The sequence below is a fragment of the Haloarcula rubripromontorii genome, assembly GCF_001280425.1.
In the GTDB taxonomy this organism is placed as follows: Archaea; Halobacteriota; Halobacteria; order Halobacteriales; family Haloarculaceae; genus Haloarcula; species Haloarcula rubripromontorii.
Window position 1 is genome coordinate 174,481 of sequence record NZ_LIUF01000001.1, and the last position, 16,221, is coordinate 190,701.

The 16,221-nt window shown below is 65.2% G+C and carries 16 protein-coding genes; 8 read left to right on the forward strand and 8 right to left on the reverse strand.

Going from position 1 to position 16,221, the window contains the following annotated elements:
- Positions 1-72: 72 nt before the first annotated feature.
- On the reverse strand, positions 73-672 hold the full coding sequence (locus AMS69_RS00955) for a DUF5789 family protein (protein WP_053966231.1): 600 nt from the start codon (positions 670-672) through the stop codon (positions 73-75).
- A gap of 175 nt (positions 673-847) precedes the next feature.
- Between AMS69_RS00955 and gatD the strand changes: the two genes are divergently transcribed.
- The 3 genes from gatD to AMS69_RS00970 all read left to right on the forward strand — a co-directional run bounded on the left by gatD (position 848) and on the right by AMS69_RS00970 (position 4,774).
- Complete coding sequence (gene gatD, locus AMS69_RS00960) at positions 848-2,095, forward strand: Glu-tRNA(Gln) amidotransferase subunit GatD (RefSeq protein ID WP_053966232.1); 1,248 nt, start codon at positions 848-850, stop codon at positions 2,093-2,095.
- Between the two features lie 81 nt (positions 2,096-2,176).
- Positions 2,177-3,067 carry a GNAT family N-acetyltransferase gene (locus tag AMS69_RS00965; RefSeq protein WP_053966233.1) on the forward strand — a complete coding sequence of 297 codons (891 nt, stop codon included), beginning with the start codon at positions 2,177-2,179 and terminating at the stop codon, positions 3,065-3,067.
- 51 nt (positions 3,068-3,118) lie between these two features.
- Entirely contained in the window at positions 3,119-4,774 is a 1,656-nt protein-coding gene (locus AMS69_RS00970; RefSeq protein ID WP_077067741.1) for a sensor histidine kinase, read from the forward strand.
- Between the two features lie 18 nt (positions 4,775-4,792).
- On the opposite strand, the gene AMS69_RS00975 is transcribed toward AMS69_RS00970, so the two are convergent.
- The 3 genes from AMS69_RS00975 to AMS69_RS00985 all read right to left on the reverse strand — a co-directional run bounded on the left by AMS69_RS00975 (position 4,793) and on the right by AMS69_RS00985 (position 8,269).
- Positions 4,793-5,071, reverse strand: coding sequence for a ubiquitin-like small modifier protein 1 (locus AMS69_RS00975; protein ID WP_053966234.1), 279 nt, complete (start codon positions 5,069-5,071; stop codon positions 4,793-4,795).
- A gap of 109 nt (positions 5,072-5,180) precedes the next feature.
- Positions 5,181-6,992 (reverse strand): TrkA C-terminal domain-containing protein, encoded by a 1,812-nt coding sequence (locus AMS69_RS00980; RefSeq protein ID WP_053966235.1) that lies wholly within the window; start codon positions 6,990-6,992, stop codon positions 5,181-5,183.
- Positions 6,989-8,269 carry a potassium channel family protein gene (locus AMS69_RS00985; protein ID WP_053966236.1) on the reverse strand — a complete coding sequence of 427 codons (1,281 nt, stop codon included), beginning with the start codon at positions 8,267-8,269 and terminating at the stop codon, positions 6,989-6,991. The genes AMS69_RS00980 and AMS69_RS00985 overlap by 4 nt, the downstream gene beginning before the upstream one ends.
- 29 nt (positions 8,270-8,298) lie before the next feature.
- Here AMS69_RS00985 and AMS69_RS00990 point away from each other — a divergent pair, with 29 nt between their 5' ends.
- Positions 8,299-9,507, forward strand: coding sequence for an NAD-binding protein (locus tag AMS69_RS00990; RefSeq protein WP_053966237.1), 1,209 nt, complete (start codon positions 8,299-8,301; stop codon positions 9,505-9,507).
- On the opposite strand, the gene AMS69_RS00995 is transcribed toward AMS69_RS00990, so the two are convergent.
- Together AMS69_RS00995 and AMS69_RS01000 are read right to left on the reverse strand one after the other, a co-directional pair.
- The gene (locus AMS69_RS00995; protein ID WP_053966238.1) at positions 9,504-11,018 is read right to left on the reverse strand and encodes an HPP family protein; all 1,515 of its coding nucleotides are present in this window, start codon (positions 11,016-11,018) and stop codon (positions 9,504-9,506) included. The two genes, AMS69_RS00990 and AMS69_RS00995, sit on opposite strands and share 4 nt — an antisense overlap.
- 87 nt (positions 11,019-11,105) lie before the next feature.
- A complete protein-coding gene (locus AMS69_RS01000; protein WP_053966239.1) occupies positions 11,106-11,831 on the reverse strand; it encodes a nucleoside phosphorylase in 726 nt (241 codons plus the stop codon).
- A gap of 86 nt (positions 11,832-11,917) precedes the next feature.
- On the opposite strand from AMS69_RS01000, the gene AMS69_RS01005 reads away from it, so the two are divergent.
- On the forward strand, positions 11,918-12,139 hold the full coding sequence (locus AMS69_RS01005) for a hypothetical protein (protein WP_053966240.1): 222 nt from the start codon (positions 11,918-11,920) through the stop codon (positions 12,137-12,139).
- A gap of 1 nt (position 12,140) precedes the next feature.
- On the opposite strand, the gene AMS69_RS01010 is transcribed toward AMS69_RS01005, so the two are convergent.
- The gene (locus AMS69_RS01010; RefSeq protein WP_202904504.1) at positions 12,141-12,617 is read right to left on the reverse strand and encodes a hypothetical protein; all 477 of its coding nucleotides are present in this window, start codon (positions 12,615-12,617) and stop codon (positions 12,141-12,143) included.
- 152 nt (positions 12,618-12,769) lie between these two features.
- On the opposite strand from AMS69_RS01010, the gene AMS69_RS01015 reads away from it, so the two are divergent.
- Positions 12,770-13,183, forward strand: coding sequence for a hypothetical protein (locus AMS69_RS01015; RefSeq protein WP_053966241.1), 414 nt, complete (start codon positions 12,770-12,772; stop codon positions 13,181-13,183).
- Positions 13,184-13,189: 6 nt separating this feature from the next.
- Here the strand turns inward: AMS69_RS01015 and AMS69_RS01020 are convergent, their stop codons facing one another.
- On the reverse strand, positions 13,190-14,026 hold the full coding sequence (locus tag AMS69_RS01020) for a DUF63 family protein (RefSeq protein ID WP_053967006.1): 837 nt from the start codon (positions 14,024-14,026) through the stop codon (positions 13,190-13,192).
- Positions 14,027-14,187: 161 nt separating this feature from the next.
- Here AMS69_RS01020 and deoC point away from each other — a divergent pair, with 161 nt between their 5' ends.
- Complete coding sequence (gene deoC, locus AMS69_RS01025; RefSeq protein ID WP_053966242.1) at positions 14,188-14,883, forward strand: deoxyribose-phosphate aldolase; 696 nt, start codon at positions 14,188-14,190, stop codon at positions 14,881-14,883.
- A gap of 50 nt (positions 14,884-14,933) precedes the next feature.
- Positions 14,934-16,217, forward strand: coding sequence for a tRNA (N(6)-L-threonylcarbamoyladenosine(37)-C(2))-methylthiotransferase (locus AMS69_RS01030; protein WP_053966243.1), 1,284 nt, complete (start codon positions 14,934-14,936; stop codon positions 16,215-16,217).
- The last annotated feature ends 4 nt before the right edge of the window (positions 16,218-16,221 follow it).

A 16,221-nucleotide genomic window follows, 5' to 3' on the forward strand; every position in this document is an offset into this window, starting at 1 on the left:
AGAGTATGGGGCGGCGAGTAGTATGGTCCTTTTGGGGGCCTGTCGGCAGTCAGGGAGACGGCGGTGTGTCGCTCAGACACCGAGCCAGTCGTCGCTGCGAACCGAGTAACCGTTCGACCGGCAGAACTCCGATGCCCGTCGGCGCACGTCGCGAGACTTCGGTAGCGTCTCGTTCTCGTGAACCCGCTCGATAATCCAGTCGGCGACGGTCCGGATGCCCTCGTCCTCGTCATCCGCATCGATAGCTTGCAGCGCCCGGAACGTCCGCTCGTACCCGTCGCGCTGAGAGGCACCGAACGACGCACCCTGATACTTGTCGACGGCCTCCACGATCCGTTTCATCGCCCCCGCTACGGTCGGCCGCTGGACTCGGATCCGGACCTCGGCTGGCGAGTCGAACGACTCGACCGCTGCATCCGGCACGAGGTCCGCAACGGTGTGCGTTCCCTCGGCCGACTCGATCTCGTGATCGCCAACCGCATCGACCACTGTCGCCGCTGCTGCCGGGAATTCGAGCGTTTTGAGTGCAGTCTCGAAGGACGCGAGTTCCGTCGAGTCGACTGGCGGCTCAGGCTCGTCCGCGCGCGCAAGGTCCTCGGCGATAGCGCGCTCGCGCTGGCGGCGCTCCTCGTTTCGAGCCTGCGCTTCGCGGCCGTTCTTGTTGTCTGCCATACGTGTTAGAAGAATGTCGGACGAGATAACATTGTGGTTTGGTAGCGTGTATATTGGTCGTCCGGAGCTGAACTGCCCCAGACACTGGAACCGCCCCGTCGGCAGAGCCGGCGTGCGACCGAGACCGCTCGCCGAAACGAGTGGGTTCAAGTCCCACCGGCGGAAAGTGCCGCGCATGAACGCAGGCGACCGGGTCCGCGTCGAGCGCGCGGCCCAGACATACGAGGGCGTGTTGCTCCCGTCGAGTACGCCCGACCACCTCGTCGTCAAGCTCGACGGCGGGTACAACGTCGGTATCGGCCGCGAGGACGCATCCGTCGACGTGCTTGAGTCGGACGTGTACGACGTCGAGAGCGCACAGGACGAACAGAGCCAGTCGGCAATCGAATTTGACGACGACCTCCCGACGGTGTCGCTCATCTCCACCGGCGGGACCATCGCCTCGACCGTCGACTACCGCACCGGCGCGGTGACGGCCCAGTTCGACGCCGAGGACGTGCTGCGAGCGGTCCCGGACCTTGCCGGGATGGCGAACTACCGCGGCCGCGTCGTCGCGAATATTCTCTCGGAGAACATGACCCCGGCCGTCTGGCAGGACCTTGCGCAGGCAGTCCACGAGGAGATCGAGGCCGGCGCAGACGGCATCGTCGTCATGCACGGCACGGACACGATGCAGTACTCCGCGTCGGCGCTGTCGTTCATGCTCGACACACCGGTTCCAATCGTGTTTACTGGCAGCCAGCGGTCGGCGGACCGCCCGTCCTCGGACAACGTGATGAACGCTGTCTCGGCCGTCGAGGCTGCGACGAGCGACTGTGCGGAGGTGCTGGTCTGTATGCACGCGGACGAGTCCGACGACCGCTGTGCGCTCCACCGCGGCACCCGCGTCCGGAAGAACCACACCTCGCGCCGGGACGCCTTCGAGACAGTCGGCGCGAAGCCGCTTGGCGAGGTCGACTACGACATCGACGGCGAGAGCACAGTTACGTTCCACCGCGAGTACACCGAACGGGACGCCGCCGACCTGGCGCTGCACGACGACATCGAGACCAACGTGGAACTCCTGAAGTTCTCGCCGGGGATGGACCCGTCGCTGCTCGAAGCCGCTGCCGAGGACAGCGAGGGCGTCGTCATCGAGGGAACGGGGCTTGGCCACGTCAACACCGACTGGATCGGGACCATCGAGGAACTGGACATCCCGGTGGTCATGACCAGCCAGTGCCTCGAAGGCCGGGTCTGTGACCGCGTCTACGACACCGGACGGGACCTGCTCGACGCCGGCGTCACCGAGGGCGAGGATATGCTCCCCGGCACAGCGAAGGTCAAGCTCATGTGGGCGCTGGCAAACAGCGACGACGTGGCCGATGCCATGCAGGAACCGCTGGCCGGCGAGATTCAGCAGCGCTCGACACCCTGGTTGTAGCGCTGGGACCGGCACAGCAGTCACGATGTGGCTCCGTCCCCGGAGCGCCTCTTTTTTGTCGTCGGGGGCGAGTCTCACGGTATGTCGCCGACTGTTCGGACGGCTCGTCACGACGACTACGAGGCTATTGTCGACCTGACCAGCGATGTCTGGGCCGACCGCGCGATGGCTGATTACATCCCCGACGTGTTCCGCGACTGGGTCGACGACGACGGCCCGAACCGGAAAACCCTCGTCGTCGACGTTGATGGCCACGCCGTCGGCATCGCGCAGGCCGTCATACTCACCGAGACCGAGGCATGGTTCCAGGGGATGCGTGTCGACTCGGCGCATCGAGGAAAGGGACTCGGGTCGCTGCTGACCGACCGCCTCATCGAATGGGCGGCCGATGCCGGCGCGTCAGTCGGTCGAAGCATGGTGTTTTCCTGGAACGAGGCCGGGCTCGGCCAGTCGCTGGCTGCTGGCTTCGAAGCGGTCACGTCGTTCCGCTGGGCACACCCCGAGCCGGCCGACGAGACGCCCGAGATGCCTGTCGGAAACGACCCCACGACAGCGTGGCGCTACTGGCAGGGTAGCGACGGTCGGGACGTCCTGTCAGGGCTCGCGCTCGACAGCGGAGAGAGCTGGGCGCTCTCGACGCTGACGCGGGAACGGCTCGACCGACTGGGGACTGAGCAGGCGGTCCTGACCGTCGGCGAGCGGCCACAGGGGATGGCGTGTCGCGTCCGGACGACCGACGCTGACGGCGACCGGCTCGCAGAGTACGCGGTCGGGGTGTGGAGCAACGTCGACGCTGCGCGGGCCCTGTTCGATGGGATCGCTGCCGATGCGGCGAGACTCGGCGTCGACGGGACACGGGTCCTCATCCCCGAGACACCGCGTCACGTGGCCCAGGCCGCGTACGCCGGCGGAGACATCAGCGAGTGTCCGGACTACGTGTTCGAAATCCCAGACCTCAGAGAGTTATCATAGTCGATAACGCGGACACAACACTCATTCAAATACTTTCCATACCATGGGTAGATGAATCTGATCGGGAGTTCTCCGGCATTTCTCGGGTACGTCGCGGCATACACCCTCGCGGCAGTCGGATGCAGTGTCGGGCTCTACAGAGCGGCCCGGATGGAAGACCCCGATACCCGTCGCGGGATGGTTGGACTCCTCCTCTGTAGTGGCGGCTGGGCGGCGCTGGAACTCGGCTTCCTGATCACGCCCGGGACGCTGGGATACGCGTTCTATCTCGGCAGCCTCGTCGTCGGGCTCGCGACGGTCGGGGCGTGGCTATACTTTTGCTCGGCGTACACCGGGCGGGAATTCCACCGGAACCGACTGTACCGAGCGGTCGCTGTCAGCGTGTATCTCGCTGTCGTTGCGGTAAAGCTGACCAATCCGTTTCACGGGTTCTACTTCGCCACGCAGTTCGTCGCCGACCCGTTCCCGCACCTGGCGATTACACACGGCGTGTTTCACTGGGTGGTGACGGGACTCTCCTACGCGCTCGTGACCGTCGGCTTCTTTATGCTGTTCGAACTGTTCCTCGAAGCGGACTACGACACCCGTCCGCTCGGGATTCTTGTCGGTATCACGGCGATTCCGGCAGTCCTCGACATCGTCGGGTACGTCAGCGACCTCCTCCTCGATATCAATCACGAACCGCTCGGCGTGGCGCTGTTCGCGCTCGGTGTCCTCTACGTGTACGACGAGGCGTTTCTCGCCGTGCAGCTGACCGATGGCGTCGACGAGGCAGTCGTGTATCTTGATGATGACGGCTGTATCAAGGAGACAAACGGCAAGGCACAGCGGCTTTTTCCGGCCCTGTCCGGGAGCCGTGGACAGAACCTCGAGACGGTGCTGCCGGCCGTCACGGAGATCCTGCAAACGGACGAGCAGATTCTCGAACGAAACCGTGATGCCGGAGCGGAGTACTACCTCGTCAGCGACACTTCGTTTTCGCTGGGACAGGTCGATATCGGTCGGATGGTCGTGTTTACCGATGTGACCGAAAGCGAACGGCGGCGCCGTGAACTGGCGCGGCAAAACGAGCAACTTGAGGGGTTCGCCACTGCAATCAGACACGAGCTTCTGAACACGCTCCAGATAATCACCGGCCGCGTCTCCGTCGCCGGGGACGCCCTGAATCGCGGCAACGTCGGTCTGGCGAAAGAATCACTCCAGTCAACGTCTGAAACAGCCGAACGGATGTCCGAAATCGTCAACGGACTCGCGACGCTGGCTCGTCACGGCCAGACAATCGACGAAACGACGGCTGTCGACCTCATGCCAATCGTCGACGGGGCCTGGGAACGTGCCGACACTGACGGCCTCACTATGGCGGCCGACGTGGAGGGACAGGTCATCGCTGACCCGACACGCCTGCGGGACCTCTTCGAGAGCGGGTTCACGTTCGCGGCACACAACGACGCGTCCACGGTCACCGTTTCCCGGGAGGCCGACGAGATCGTCATCACCGACGACGGAACCCCGGCGGGCCAGACAGCGTCAGAGGCCTTTTTCGAGTACGGCGGCGCGATACCGGACGCCGCAGCCGGGATGACGCTCCCGAACTTGCGGATGCTTGCCCGGACTCACGGGTGGGACGTGACACTCGACACCGAGTATCAGGACGGCGTTCGCGTCGTCATCTCGAACGTGACGGTGCCGGGACCGCTGGAAAACTGAGCCCGCCGCCGAGCCGTATCAGCCGCCACTGACCGGCGGAAACAACGCAAGTTCTGTCTCCTCATCGACTGCCGTCGCCAGCCCATCGCCGGCTGCGAAGGGGTCTTCGCCGTCGACGAGCACCCGGATGTGGTCGGCCAGCTCCTCGTTTTCGTCAAGCACCTCCTCGGCGAGCGCCGGTCGCGTCGCAAGCAGCGCATCGAGCGCCGTTCCGACCGTGGCGTCCCCCTCGATATCGACGCTGACCGACTGGCCGTCGGCCGCGTCTCGGAGGTGTGCGAACAGTTTCCACTCCATAGCTGTACTCCGGGCGTCCGGCAAAAGAGGGTTCCGGACTGAGGTGTGTCCGGTCGGCTCGGGGGCGGGAGACAGCCAGCGTGCATCCGGCGGGACCGACACCCCCAGTTCAGTTTCGGTTCTCTGAGTCCTCACTAGCGGTCGATTCGTCGTCTGCACCGTCTCTGTCCCCCGTCGGCGCGTCGGAGTCGGTCGAATCGCTGTCGTCGGCCTCGGCGGCGGCAGACTCGTCGGCAGCCTCGCCGATCCGCTCTTCAGGGTCCCACACCTCGACGGTGTCGTCGCCGTCGTCTGCCGGCAAGTCGTCGAACGCTTCCTCGGCCGGCAGGTCGTCGCCTGACTCCTCCGTGTCGACGTTCCGGAGTGCCTCCAGCGGGTCGTCGTCCGGGGACTCGCCGCTGTCGGCGGGGTCTACCATAGCCTCGGGTTCGGCGTCTGCCAGAGAGTCCGCTCCGTCGCTGGTCGCCACCGACTCATCCTCAACAGCGGTGTCGGTCGGTTCGTCGGCAGTGGCGGTGTCAGCCGTGGTTGTGTCCGCGTCAGCGTCCGTCGTGTCATCAGCATCAGTCTCGACCGTGTCGGCATGCGTAGCGCTGTCGTCAGCGGTGGCAGCGGTCGTATCAGCCGCCGTTTTTTCCGTCCCGCCAGTCTGCTCGTGGCCACCAGTGGGTGCGGACGCATCTGGCTGGTCATCGGTATCGCCTTCCGGTTCGTCCGTCGCAGCCGCCGTCGTGGCCGGTTCACCGCTCCCCTCCGTGGCCTGTTCCAGCCGCCGCAACGCGTCCGGGGTAGCGATTGCGTAGATTGTGTCACCGGCCGCGAGGACGCGTTCGCGAGACGGGATTGTCTCCGGCGCTGTGTCGTCACGGGTGATCGCGACCACTGACAGTGCCAGACTGCCGACCGGCGCGCCATCGAGCGGGCTCCCCGGTTCGACGGTGGCCGTGCCCATCGTCTCGTCGGCCGCCCGGAGCAGCGAGGCGAACTCTCGGTCCGAGCGGTCCTGTACCGGGAGCGTGACCAGTTTGTACTCGGTCTGTGGGTCGAGCTTGGGCGTGTCGGCAGCGTCGATAGCAACCGTCACCACGTCGTCGGCGACGCCGCGGAGTTCACCGGTGAGTACGCGTTTCGATGGCGCTTGCTCCCACACCTGAACGAGGTCACCGGCGCTCGCAGCATGGGCCGGGTCGGCCCGAATCGCGACGGCGTTCGTCGAGGGGGGCAATGTCGGGCCGATACCAGCCGCCCGCGAACCGACGGCGAGGTAGTCGACAGTCCCGTCGTCGGCCAGTTCGACGTCGACGTGGCCGACGCCGTAGTCGGTCTTGAGCCGGCCGACCAGCCGCTCCCGGAGTTCGTCTTTCGTCAGGCGGCGGGGGAAGAGAAAGCGACGGTTCGCGAGCGTCTCTTTTGTCTCGTCGGGCATCGGGTCGTAGCCGATGATGTCGTCGATATCTTCGGGAAGGCGAACCGACGTGACGCGGCCGACGGTCTGGACGATCTCGCTCACGTCAGCATCGATGTTTCGGCCGCCGGTTGCCGCAAAGAGGTCGACACCCAGTCGGTCTCCGATGCGCATGCCGCCGTAGGCCCCGACGCCGCCGGCGAGGAACGCGGCGAGGTTCAGCAGTACCGCGCCGGCCGCAAGCACGTCCTCGTCGCCGAGGATGACCTCGCTGAGCGCGGTCGTCGCGCCGATGACGAGGACGACGGCGGTCAGCCCGAACAGGAGCGCCAGCCCGGTCTGAATACGCTCACGGACGTACCAGCGGTAGAAGACGGCGATAGCACCGGCCGGCGTCGCGGCGAGGATCGTAATGGCGAGGAGCCAGACGACGCCCTCGACCAGCGTCCGTGACACCGTCCCCAGTTGCAGGTTCGCACCGATCTGTGCGAGCAATGTCGGGCTGAACGGCGTCATGCGACCGCCTCCGCGAAGGCGTCGAGGTCGGTGCGACGACCAATCGCGTACAGTTCGTCGCCCGCCTCGACGACTGCGTCGCCGCGTGGCGCGACCTGCCAGCCGTCCGGCGTCCGGATGGCGGCGATGGCAACGTCGTAGGTCTCCCGAACGTGAGCGTCCCGGAGCGTCGTCCCGTCGAGCGGGCCGTCGGTGCGAACCGTGAGTCGGCGAAAGCGGTTGCCGGCCCGCCGGAGCAGAGAGACGAGTTCGTACTCCCGATGTGTGCCGCGGGGTTCGACCACGACCTTTGGCCGGGCTGACCGCAGGAGCGGTTGCACGTCGGTCCGCGTGACGGCGACCGTGAGCCGGCCCTCGCCGCCGTCGGTCGTCGGTGCCCGGACCGGCGTCGGAGGTGCGTCGGTGTCGGCGATCTCCGGTTCCGTCGGCGTCTCGGCGGGCGTCTCGTCGGCCACCGGGTCCGACCGGGCACTGACGACAGTCCCCCGTACCTGTGCGTCCTCAGTCAGCACGGTCACCTCGTCGTTGCGGGCCAGGCCGGTCGGCAACAGCGCCTCAACCGAAACGGCGTGGCGATTATCGCCCACGCGCTTCGATAGCCCGGAAAACGGCGGTGCGGCGACGACCGTCGCCTGCCCCTGTTCGTCTATCGAGACGGAGGCGTCGCCGAGGTCGAACTCCGATTTCAGCCGCTCCTCCATCCGGCGTTCGAGTTCGCCGATGCGGAGGTCGGCCGGGAACCGCCACTCCTCGTTTCGGATGTCGGCACGAAGCGGCTCCGAAAGCGGCGGATACCCTTCCATATCGGCCACGTCGCCGACAATACGGATCCGGACCTCGTCACGGCCACCGACGAATTCAACCACGTCCGCGGACAGTTTCTTCTCTCGTAGTCCCTGCAAAGAGAGCCGCTTCGGGAACGTCGCCCCGAGCTGGTCGCCCTTGCTGTGTGCGTACAGCGACACCATCCCGACGAGGATGATTGCAGTGATTACTCGCTCGGCGTTTGGAGCCTGCGTAATCGACTTATCAGCCAGTGCCATGAGGCCGCCGCTGACGCCGGCAAGTGCAATTGCCAGCACGACGACACCGAACCCCGGCACGGTAATACCGGTGAAATACTTGAAACTGAACCCCAGCGCCCACGACACGAGCGCCGGTATCACTCCCACCAACAGCCCCAGATAGATTCCCATCAACACCTCGACCGGGAGTGAAGCCATGTCCACATCCTGCGTGGCCGGTAGTAAATCGCTTCCGGCCCGCGGACAGTACATTTACACCGACTGATGTAATCTGGATGGGTATGGACAGACCGCGGGACTGGTTTGGGGCACGTGCGACCATCGTCTTGCCGGTGCTGGTAGCGGTGCTTTCGTTCGTCACTGGTGTGGTCAACATCAGTGCCGTGTCCATCAGCGGGCCGCTCGGGGACCTCATTCCGCGCAGCATCCAGCGGACTGCCGGGTTCACCGGCGCACTCACGGGGTTCACGCTCCTCGTCAGCGTCGTCGGACTCCGGCGCCGCCTGCGAATCGCGTGGTACGCGACCGTCGTCTTGCTCCCCGTGGCGGCGGTACAGGGGCTTGTACAGAACTCCGCGGTGTCGATTCCGTTCGTCGGCTCCGTGCCGAGTTCGGCGGTGTCGATTCCGCTTGTCGCCCTCTCGCTGCTCTCGCTCCCGACGATGCTACTGAACCGACGGCGGTTCGACCGACCGATCGACCTCTCGACGGCGCAACTGGCCGCTGGCGCGGCACTCCTCGGCTCGCTCATGTACGGGACGGCGGGGTCGTACGCGCTCCGGGACGAGTTCGACAACCTTTCGACGGCGACCGATGCGTTCTATTACACGCTGGTCACGGCCAGTACTGTCGGGTACGGCGACGTGACCCCACAGAGCCAGCAGGCGAAGCTGTTCGGGATGTCCGTGGTCGTCCTCGGGACGGCCAGTTTCGCCATCGCGCTGGGATCGCTGCTGGGCCCCGCAATCGAGAAGCGGCTTTCGGAGGCACTCGGAAACATGACTGACGCACAACTGGACCTGCTTGAGAACCACGTGCTGGTACTCGGCCACGGCGACCTGACGGAACCGATTATCGAAGAACTGACCGGCGAAATCGATTTCGTTGTCATCACGCCGGACACGGAGACGGCCACCCGGCTCCAGCAACAGGACATCGCCGTCCTGACTGCGGACCCGAGCGACGAAGAGCCGATGCAACGGGCCGGTATCGAGGACGCCGCCGCCGTCGTCGCGGCGACGAACGACGACGCGCAGGACGCGCTGGCGATACTGACGGCCCAGACGCTCAATCCGGCGGTCAACATCGTCGCCGCGGCGACGGACCGCGAAAACATCGAAAAGCTTCGGCGAGCGGGCGCAGACACGGTTATCAGCCCTGCAGTACTGGGCGGCCATCTTATTGTCCAGTCCGCGCTGGGCCGCGAGGGGATGGAGAACATCGCCGATCACCTACTTGACGTGAACGACGAGGACGACGCAGATATTTAGGGTCGCCCGCGGTCGACGATAGCGACATCCGTTTCCACGTCCTCCAGCCGTTCGAACGTCGGTGGCGAGATGAACCGCGACGCCTTGCTCCGGTCGCGGCTCGCCCCGATCATGACAAGGTCGTACTGCGACGCCGTATCGGACAGAAACGTCTGGATATCCGTCCGGGGAACCCGCGTCTCGAACGCACCCTCGTACGGTTCAATGAGGTCCGCAAGCATCTCTTCGGCCCGGCGGCGGTCCCCACGGGAGCCGATACAGGTCGCGACGGCGACCCGCCCGCTTCGGCCGGCCAGTCGCGTGGCGAAGTCGACCATATTATGGGCTACGTCGCTGACAGTCCGGACCGGAACGATGACTTGTTTCCAGCGGGTCCGGTCGCTCCGGGATCGGTGGACGACGACATCGCTCTCACTGCGGAAGAGCCGCTGTAAATACGGCGTCAGCGCCCCGTGTTGGCTTTCGTAGGGTGCGACAACGAGGTCGCAGTTGGTTTCGACCGCAGTTTGCAGCGTTGTCTTCGCCGGTGATCCGTTGTCGCTCGCGACGACGACCTGACAGGAGACGCCCGTCCGCGTCTCGATCCGGTCGGCGTGGGTCTCCAGCCAGTCGATCTCCGCTTCGAGGTCCGTCTGCTCGGGCGATGCCGTGGCGGTCGCCGGGTCGCCGCCGTCGCCGATTGGGCGGGTTTCTGTCGATGCCGGCTCGGACCCGTTCTCGGACCGGATGTCCAACTGTATCGTGTCCCGCGTGAGGGATTGCTGGGTCGCGGCGGCGTCGGCGTCCGAAACCATGTCGAGCAGGACGACCTTGCCGGCCTCGTGGGCGGCCGCGAGCCGTGCGCCGAGCATCGCTGTCTGGCCCGCCGAGTCGCCGCGCATCGGGACCAGAACGTGGTCGTCACCGGACATCGACTCGTACAGGTACGTCGCTCGCTGTTCGTAGAACTGCTCGCGCCAGATGACGAAGAGGACCGCCACGAGCAGGCTGGCGGCGAAGATGCTGGCGACGAACGCCGCCCGCTGGTTCGGTTCGACCAGCAGCGCCAGCAGGGCGGTTGAGTACGACGACGGCTCCTCGATGTCCAGCGGCCAGGTGACCACGCCAGTCGCGAAGACGGCGAGGCCGGCACCGAGCGCGTTGACGCCGAACTGACCGCCCGGCGCTGAGAGATAGCTGTTCGAGACCGCGAGCGCGCCCAGTCCACAGACCGCGCCGATGGTGAGTCCCGCGACGAACCGCTTCGGGTCGGAGTACTTGCTCGTCGGGTCGACAAAGAGCGTGTACGACCCCGCCGCGAGCGGCGGGAACAGCAGGAAACTCAGTCGTGGGACGGCGTTTGCCAGCGTCGTTACCAGCACGATAGCGAGCGGGACGAACACCAGCATGGAGAGGTGGACGAGGTTTTCCGTCACCTCGGCCCACCGCCTGAAGTCCTGCAGTTCGCGGCGCTCGACCCGCCGGAGTCGCCTGGCCGCCGCGTGGAGTCGCTTCCGGAGCTGGTCGAGCATACAGTTTTAGACGGGAGAACATTTGTTAAGCCCTCCGCCGGGAAGTAGCGGGGTTAGCTGCTCATGCGCGTTCAGCGGCGGCAGTGCCTACAGCGACGCGGCCGCCGTCAGACTGATTTCGATGGCGCGCTCGACGTTGTTCTTGGCTTTCTCGGGGAGTTCTTCGCCCTCGGTTTCGCCCTTCTGTGTCCCCTCGACGAGGTTGCCGTCGACGGTACAGATAGCGCCCGAGCGCAGGCCCTTGCGACGACACAGCGAGAACAGCGCGGCGGCCTCCATCTCGACGGCGAGCAGGCCGGCGTCCTCCCAGTCGTTGATGTACTCGTCCGTCTCCGCGTAGAAGGCGTCGTCCGTCGCGATGGGGCCGACGTGAACGTCCTCGTCGTTTGCCTCGGCGGCGTCGACCAGCGACGAGAGCACGTCGTAGTCAGGGACGGCCGGGACGGACTTGGATTCGTAGCGCTGGGACGTTCCCTCGTCCTTGGCAGCGCCGTTGGCGACGACCATATCGCCGATTTCGATGCCTTCCTGAAGCGCGCCGGTCGTTCCGACGCGGATGAGCGTCTCGACGCCGACTGCCTCCAGTTCCTCGACGGCAATGGCCGTCGACGGCGACCCGATACCGGTCGAACAGATGGTTAGCTCGCGGCCGTCGTAGGTCGCGTTGACGAGTTTGTACTCGCGGTTCTCGGCGACGACCTCGTGGTCGTCACAGAGGCCTGCGATGCGGTCGACGCGTCCGGGGTCACCCGGCACGAGCGCGATGTCTGTCAGGTCACCCGGTTCGACGAGTAGATGCGGCTGTTTCGCCATACCGGCCAGTCGCACGGAACTATTTAGTAGTCAGTGAATTCCCGTCGGTCGCAACAGTGAGGTAGGACGCCCGATAGGGGAGACGTATGGCAGACGATATCTCGCTGTTCGACAGACGGATGCGAGGGCCGGCGGGTATCGCCATCGCCGCCGGAGTCGTCCTCGGACTGCTGACCGGCTACACCGTCGGCGCGGGAACGCCGGACGGCCCCTCGTGGACCCTCGTCGTTCCGTTCGCGCTGCTTGCCACCGTCTTCCTGTATCTCGGGGCCTACAGAAACCTCTCGAAGCGGGCCGGAGACACGTAGCTCACATCCAGGCGACGAGCACCGGGATGAACAGCGCGAGCGCCGTCCCGAAAATAAACGCCGTGAGTGCCCACTGTCGAATGATCTCGTCTGCATCGTTCCGGACGCTGCCGCCGAATCGAGGCATGGCGATCCGCGCGAAAAAGTAGTAGATGAACGCTGAAACGCCTGAGACACCGACGAGGTGGGGTATCAACGGGACGCCGTTGAGCGAGAGCGCCGCTGGAAGGACAAACGAGAGGCCCGCAACGACCGCGCCGTACAACAGCGCCGCAATCAAGGCAGTACCGTGATGCACAGCGACGGCGAGGGGCCGACTCACCGCGGCCGGGTCGGCGCGAGTCAGTCCGGCCCCAGCGACGTACGCCGGCAGATACCCCCTGTCCTGTGTCACCATCGGGATGTTCAACAGCAGGCCGACGACCGCGCCGGCGACGACACAGACGGCCGCCCACTGCGTGATGGGGTATTCGAGCACGTGTCTCTCTTGCTCGCGATGCCCATGAGGATTGTGCCATCCGGTCAGGGCGGCGCGACCGGAGGTAGATATCCTCCGGGATCGGCTCACCTGACACAGTGCATCACGATAATATATATGTCGTCGTGTGAAAAAATGTTATAAGTTACACCATGACACAGCAACGGTACCAGAACGGAAAGCAGGTGATCAGACGCTGGGACGAAGTTTTCAGATCCGTCAGCGCCGAGCCGCGCCGGCAGCTCATCGTCGCATTGTTAGACGCCCACCCTGAGGCGACAGTCCCCCTCCCCGAGAGCGCGGTAAACCCTAATGTCCCGCAGGATCCGGAAATCCTTCGCCAGGAGCTGTACCACTGCCACCTGCCGCTGCTGTCCGACTATGGGTTCATAACGTGGCAAAAGGAGCCACTGGTTGCCGGTCGCGGCCCGCGGTTCAGTGAGGTTGCCACTGTGTTCGAATCGCTGCAATCGAATGCGACGGATCTTCCAGACTCACTCGTGTTCGGGTGTCAGCGGCTTGAACGGGAACGGCAAGAGGGGTTCGGCGATTCGGTTGCGGAGTAGCCCCACTCAGACCGGGCTGAACAGAAACAGGACGATGTTGTTCGTGGCCGGGCCGATGCCAACGGCAGTCACAAGCGCGAGCAAGAGACTTGCTTCGACGGGCTCCTCTTCGAGATAGTCGTCCAGCAGGAAGACGACCGCAACCGCCACGAGCAGTTTGACGAACACGAACAGCCAGCCTTTGCCGAGATACGACGCTGTGGGGAGCGTGCCAGCGAACTCCATGATGCGGGCCGGGATCGGTGTTCGCTCCGTGATGCCGATAACGTCGGCGCCGACCGCCGTCGAGACGCCGTCGAGCATATGCGCGAACACGACCGTCGGGGCCGCATAGCGCATCCGAACGACCACCGGTGTCCGCCACAGTGCGACTGCAAGCACCGTCACGGCAGTGACGACAGTTGCGACGACGACAGCAACGGTGGGCCAGATGAGTCCAAGCAGGCCGGACTCCAGTGCCATCACGACGGCGATGACAAGCAACACGGTCAGAAGCCCGATACCGATGTATCCCAGATTGCGCGATATCGTCTCGCTGTGGCCGCGTCGGACGCTGAACAGCGTCAGCGTGATCCAGACGACACCGAGCGTGACGAATGTCGTGAGATACACCGCCGGCGCGCCAAACAGCGGTGCGACCACGGGCCTGTAGGCCTCAATCGGTGGCTGATGGAACGCGTGGAGCGCGCCGCCGAGGGCCATCCACGGCGTCAGGGCGACCACGGTTCGTTGGTCGATCGGTGGTTCGAGGGCGTACAACAGCGCGGTCACCACGAGTGTACCCGCAAGAAGCGCCACCGTGTACTCAAGCGGCGGGAGCGCCAACCCCGAAGGCAGTATCATGTCCCCCACGCCGACTCCGATGAGGGAAAACCTTCCGAACGAGGCCGACGATATCGTCGCAGCCTGAGCGACAATCATCGAACAGCGAGTACGGGAAGACAGTAGCTCCCACCGCCTGCCGCCCGCCGTCTTTACGTGGGCACCACGTGTCACCCCGCGGTATGGACGAGATACCAGACCGCATCGAGCATACGGTCCTCGGTCCGACGACGACACCGAACGACGTACGAACCTGCCTCGACGAGGCGCTCCAGTACGGAATGCGGGCGTGCATCCCACCGTGGGCGCTCCCGCTTGCGACCGAGTACGCGAACGTCCCGCTCACAGCCGTCATCGACTTCCCGCACGGCCAGGGTCAGACCGACAGCGTCTGTCAGGCGGCAAAACTGGCCTGGGACGCCGGAGCCGACGAACTGGATATGGTGTGCAACGTTGGCTTGCTCAAGGCCGGCGAGGACGATGCCGTCCGGGACCACATCACCGAGATCGTCGCCAGCGTCCCAGTTCCTGTGAAGGTCATCGTCGAAGCGCCACTGCTCTCCGACGAGGAACTCGAACGGGTCGGGCAACTCGTCGCAGACGCCGACGCGGCCTACCTCAAGACCGCGACAGGGTTCAGCGAGGGCGGCGCAACGGTCCACGACGTGGAGATTCTCAGCAAATACCTCCCGGTGAAGGCCAGCGGTGGCGTCGGGTCGTGGACCGAGGCAAAGGCGATGTTTGAGGCCGGAGCCGAGCGAATCGGGGCCTCCAGCGGCGATACCATCGTTCGGGAGTGGCAGGCCGAAACGGCAGGCGAAACCGTGACCGAACCGGAAACAGACCCGGACGACACAGACACAGCTGACGGCTACTGACCGGTCCAATCCGTCGCCCTTTTGCCGTCCTGGCGATAGTATCTGGATGAATGGCCCGGTATCACATCGAGACGTACGGGTGCACCTCGAACAGAGGTGAGACCCAGCAGATCGAGCAGGCGCTCCGGGAGGGCGGGCACCACCCCGCTGACGGGCCGGAGTCCGCCGACGTGGCGATCCTCAACACCTGCACGGTGCTTGAAAAGACCGAACGCAACATGCTCGCACGGGCCAAAGAACTCGATAACGAAACCCCGGCGGACCTCGTCATCACGGGCTGTATGGCGCTCGCACAGGGCGAGGAGTTCCAGCGCGCCGACATCGATGCCGAGGTACTCCACTGGGACGACGTGCCCCAGTACGTCCTCAACGGCGAGTGCCCGACAATCACACCGGACACGGAGACGGTACTCAACGGCGTCGTCGGTATCCTCCCCATCGCCCGGGGGTGTATGTCGGACTGCTCGTACTGTATCACCAAGCAGGCGACCGGTCGCATCGAGTCGCCTTCGGTCGAGGAGAACGTCGAAAAGGCCCGCGCGCTGGTCCACGCCGGCGCGAAGGAAATCCGCATCACGGGCCAGGACACCGGCGTCTACGGCTGGGACCGGAACCAGGGAACGAGTCTGCTACCGGAGCTACTCGACCGCATCTGCTCCGACATCGACGGCGAGTTCCGCGTTCGCGTCGGGATGGCGAACCCGAAGGGCCTCCACGGCGTCCGCGAGGAACTCGCGGCGGTGTTTGCCGAACACGACGAACTGTACAACTTCATCCACGCGCCGGTCCAGTCCGGTAGTGACGACGTACTGGCCGACATGCGCCGCCAGCACGCCGTCTCGGAGTATCTGGAGGTCGTCGAGACGCTGGACGACAAGCTGGACTACTGGACGCTATCGACGGACTTCATCGTCGGCTTCCCGACCGAGGAGCCGGCCGACCACGAGCAGTCGATGGCGCTGCTTCGCGAGACCCGCCCCGAGAAAATCAACGTCACGCGCTTCTCGAAGCGGCCCGGCACCGACGCCGACGACATGAAGGGCCTCGGCGGGCAGGTCAAGAAGGACCGCTCGAAGGAGATGAGCGAGGCGAAGATGGAGCTGATGGCCGAGGCTTACGAGGAGATGGTCGGCCGCACCTCGTCGGTGTTGCTCGTCGAGGACGGCACCGACGAGTCGCTGGTGGGCTATGACGAGGCCTACCGGCAGGTCGTCATCGCCGACGCACAGGAGCGCGGGCTGGCGGTCGGCGACACGGTCGACGTGGAGATTACCAGCCACAACACCGTGTACGCCTTCGGCGAACCGGTCGAACGGGCGCAGGTCGCGGACTGAGCGG

What these genes read in the sequence shown, in the direction of transcription:
- AMS69_RS00955 (WP_053966231.1), bottom strand. Translation starts at nt 672, where the DNA reads ATGGCAGACAACAAGAACGGCCGCGAAGCGCAGGCTCGAAACGAGGAG.
- gatD (WP_053966232.1), top strand. Translation starts at nt 848, where the DNA reads ATGAACGCAGGCGACCGGGTCCGCGTCGAGCGCGCGGCCCAGACATAC.
- AMS69_RS00965 (WP_053966233.1), top strand. Translation starts at nt 2,177, where the DNA reads ATGTCGCCGACTGTTCGGACGGCTCGTCACGACGACTACGAGGCTATT.
- AMS69_RS00970 (WP_077067741.1), top strand. Translation starts at nt 3,119, where the DNA reads ATGAATCTGATCGGGAGTTCTCCGGCATTTCTCGGGTACGTCGCGGCA.
- AMS69_RS00975 (WP_053966234.1), bottom strand. Translation starts at nt 5,071, where the DNA reads ATGGAGTGGAAACTGTTCGCACACCTCCGAGACGCGGCCGACGGCCAG.
- AMS69_RS00980 (WP_053966235.1), bottom strand. Translation starts at nt 6,992, where the DNA reads ATGACGCCGTTCAGCCCGACATTGCTCGCACAGATCGGTGCGAACCTG.
- AMS69_RS00985 (WP_053966236.1), bottom strand. Translation starts at nt 8,269, where the DNA reads ATGTACTGTCCGCGGGCCGGAAGCGATTTACTACCGGCCACGCAGGAT.
- AMS69_RS00990 (WP_053966237.1), top strand. Translation starts at nt 8,299, where the DNA reads ATGGACAGACCGCGGGACTGGTTTGGGGCACGTGCGACCATCGTCTTG.
- AMS69_RS00995 (WP_053966238.1), bottom strand. Translation starts at nt 11,018, where the DNA reads ATGCTCGACCAGCTCCGGAAGCGACTCCACGCGGCGGCCAGGCGACTC.
- AMS69_RS01000 (WP_053966239.1), bottom strand. Translation starts at nt 11,831, where the DNA reads ATGGCGAAACAGCCGCATCTACTCGTCGAACCGGGTGACCTGACAGAC.
- AMS69_RS01005 (WP_053966240.1), top strand. Translation starts at nt 11,918, where the DNA reads ATGGCAGACGATATCTCGCTGTTCGACAGACGGATGCGAGGGCCGGCG.
- AMS69_RS01015 (WP_053966241.1), top strand. Translation starts at nt 12,770, where the DNA reads ATGACACAGCAACGGTACCAGAACGGAAAGCAGGTGATCAGACGCTGG.
- AMS69_RS01020 (WP_053967006.1), bottom strand. Translation starts at nt 14,026, where the DNA reads ATGATACTGCCTTCGGGGTTGGCGCTCCCGCCGCTTGAGTACACGGTG.
- deoC (WP_053966242.1), top strand. Translation starts at nt 14,188, where the DNA reads ATGGACGAGATACCAGACCGCATCGAGCATACGGTCCTCGGTCCGACG.
- AMS69_RS01030 (WP_053966243.1), top strand. Translation starts at nt 14,934, where the DNA reads ATGGCCCGGTATCACATCGAGACGTACGGGTGCACCTCGAACAGAGGT.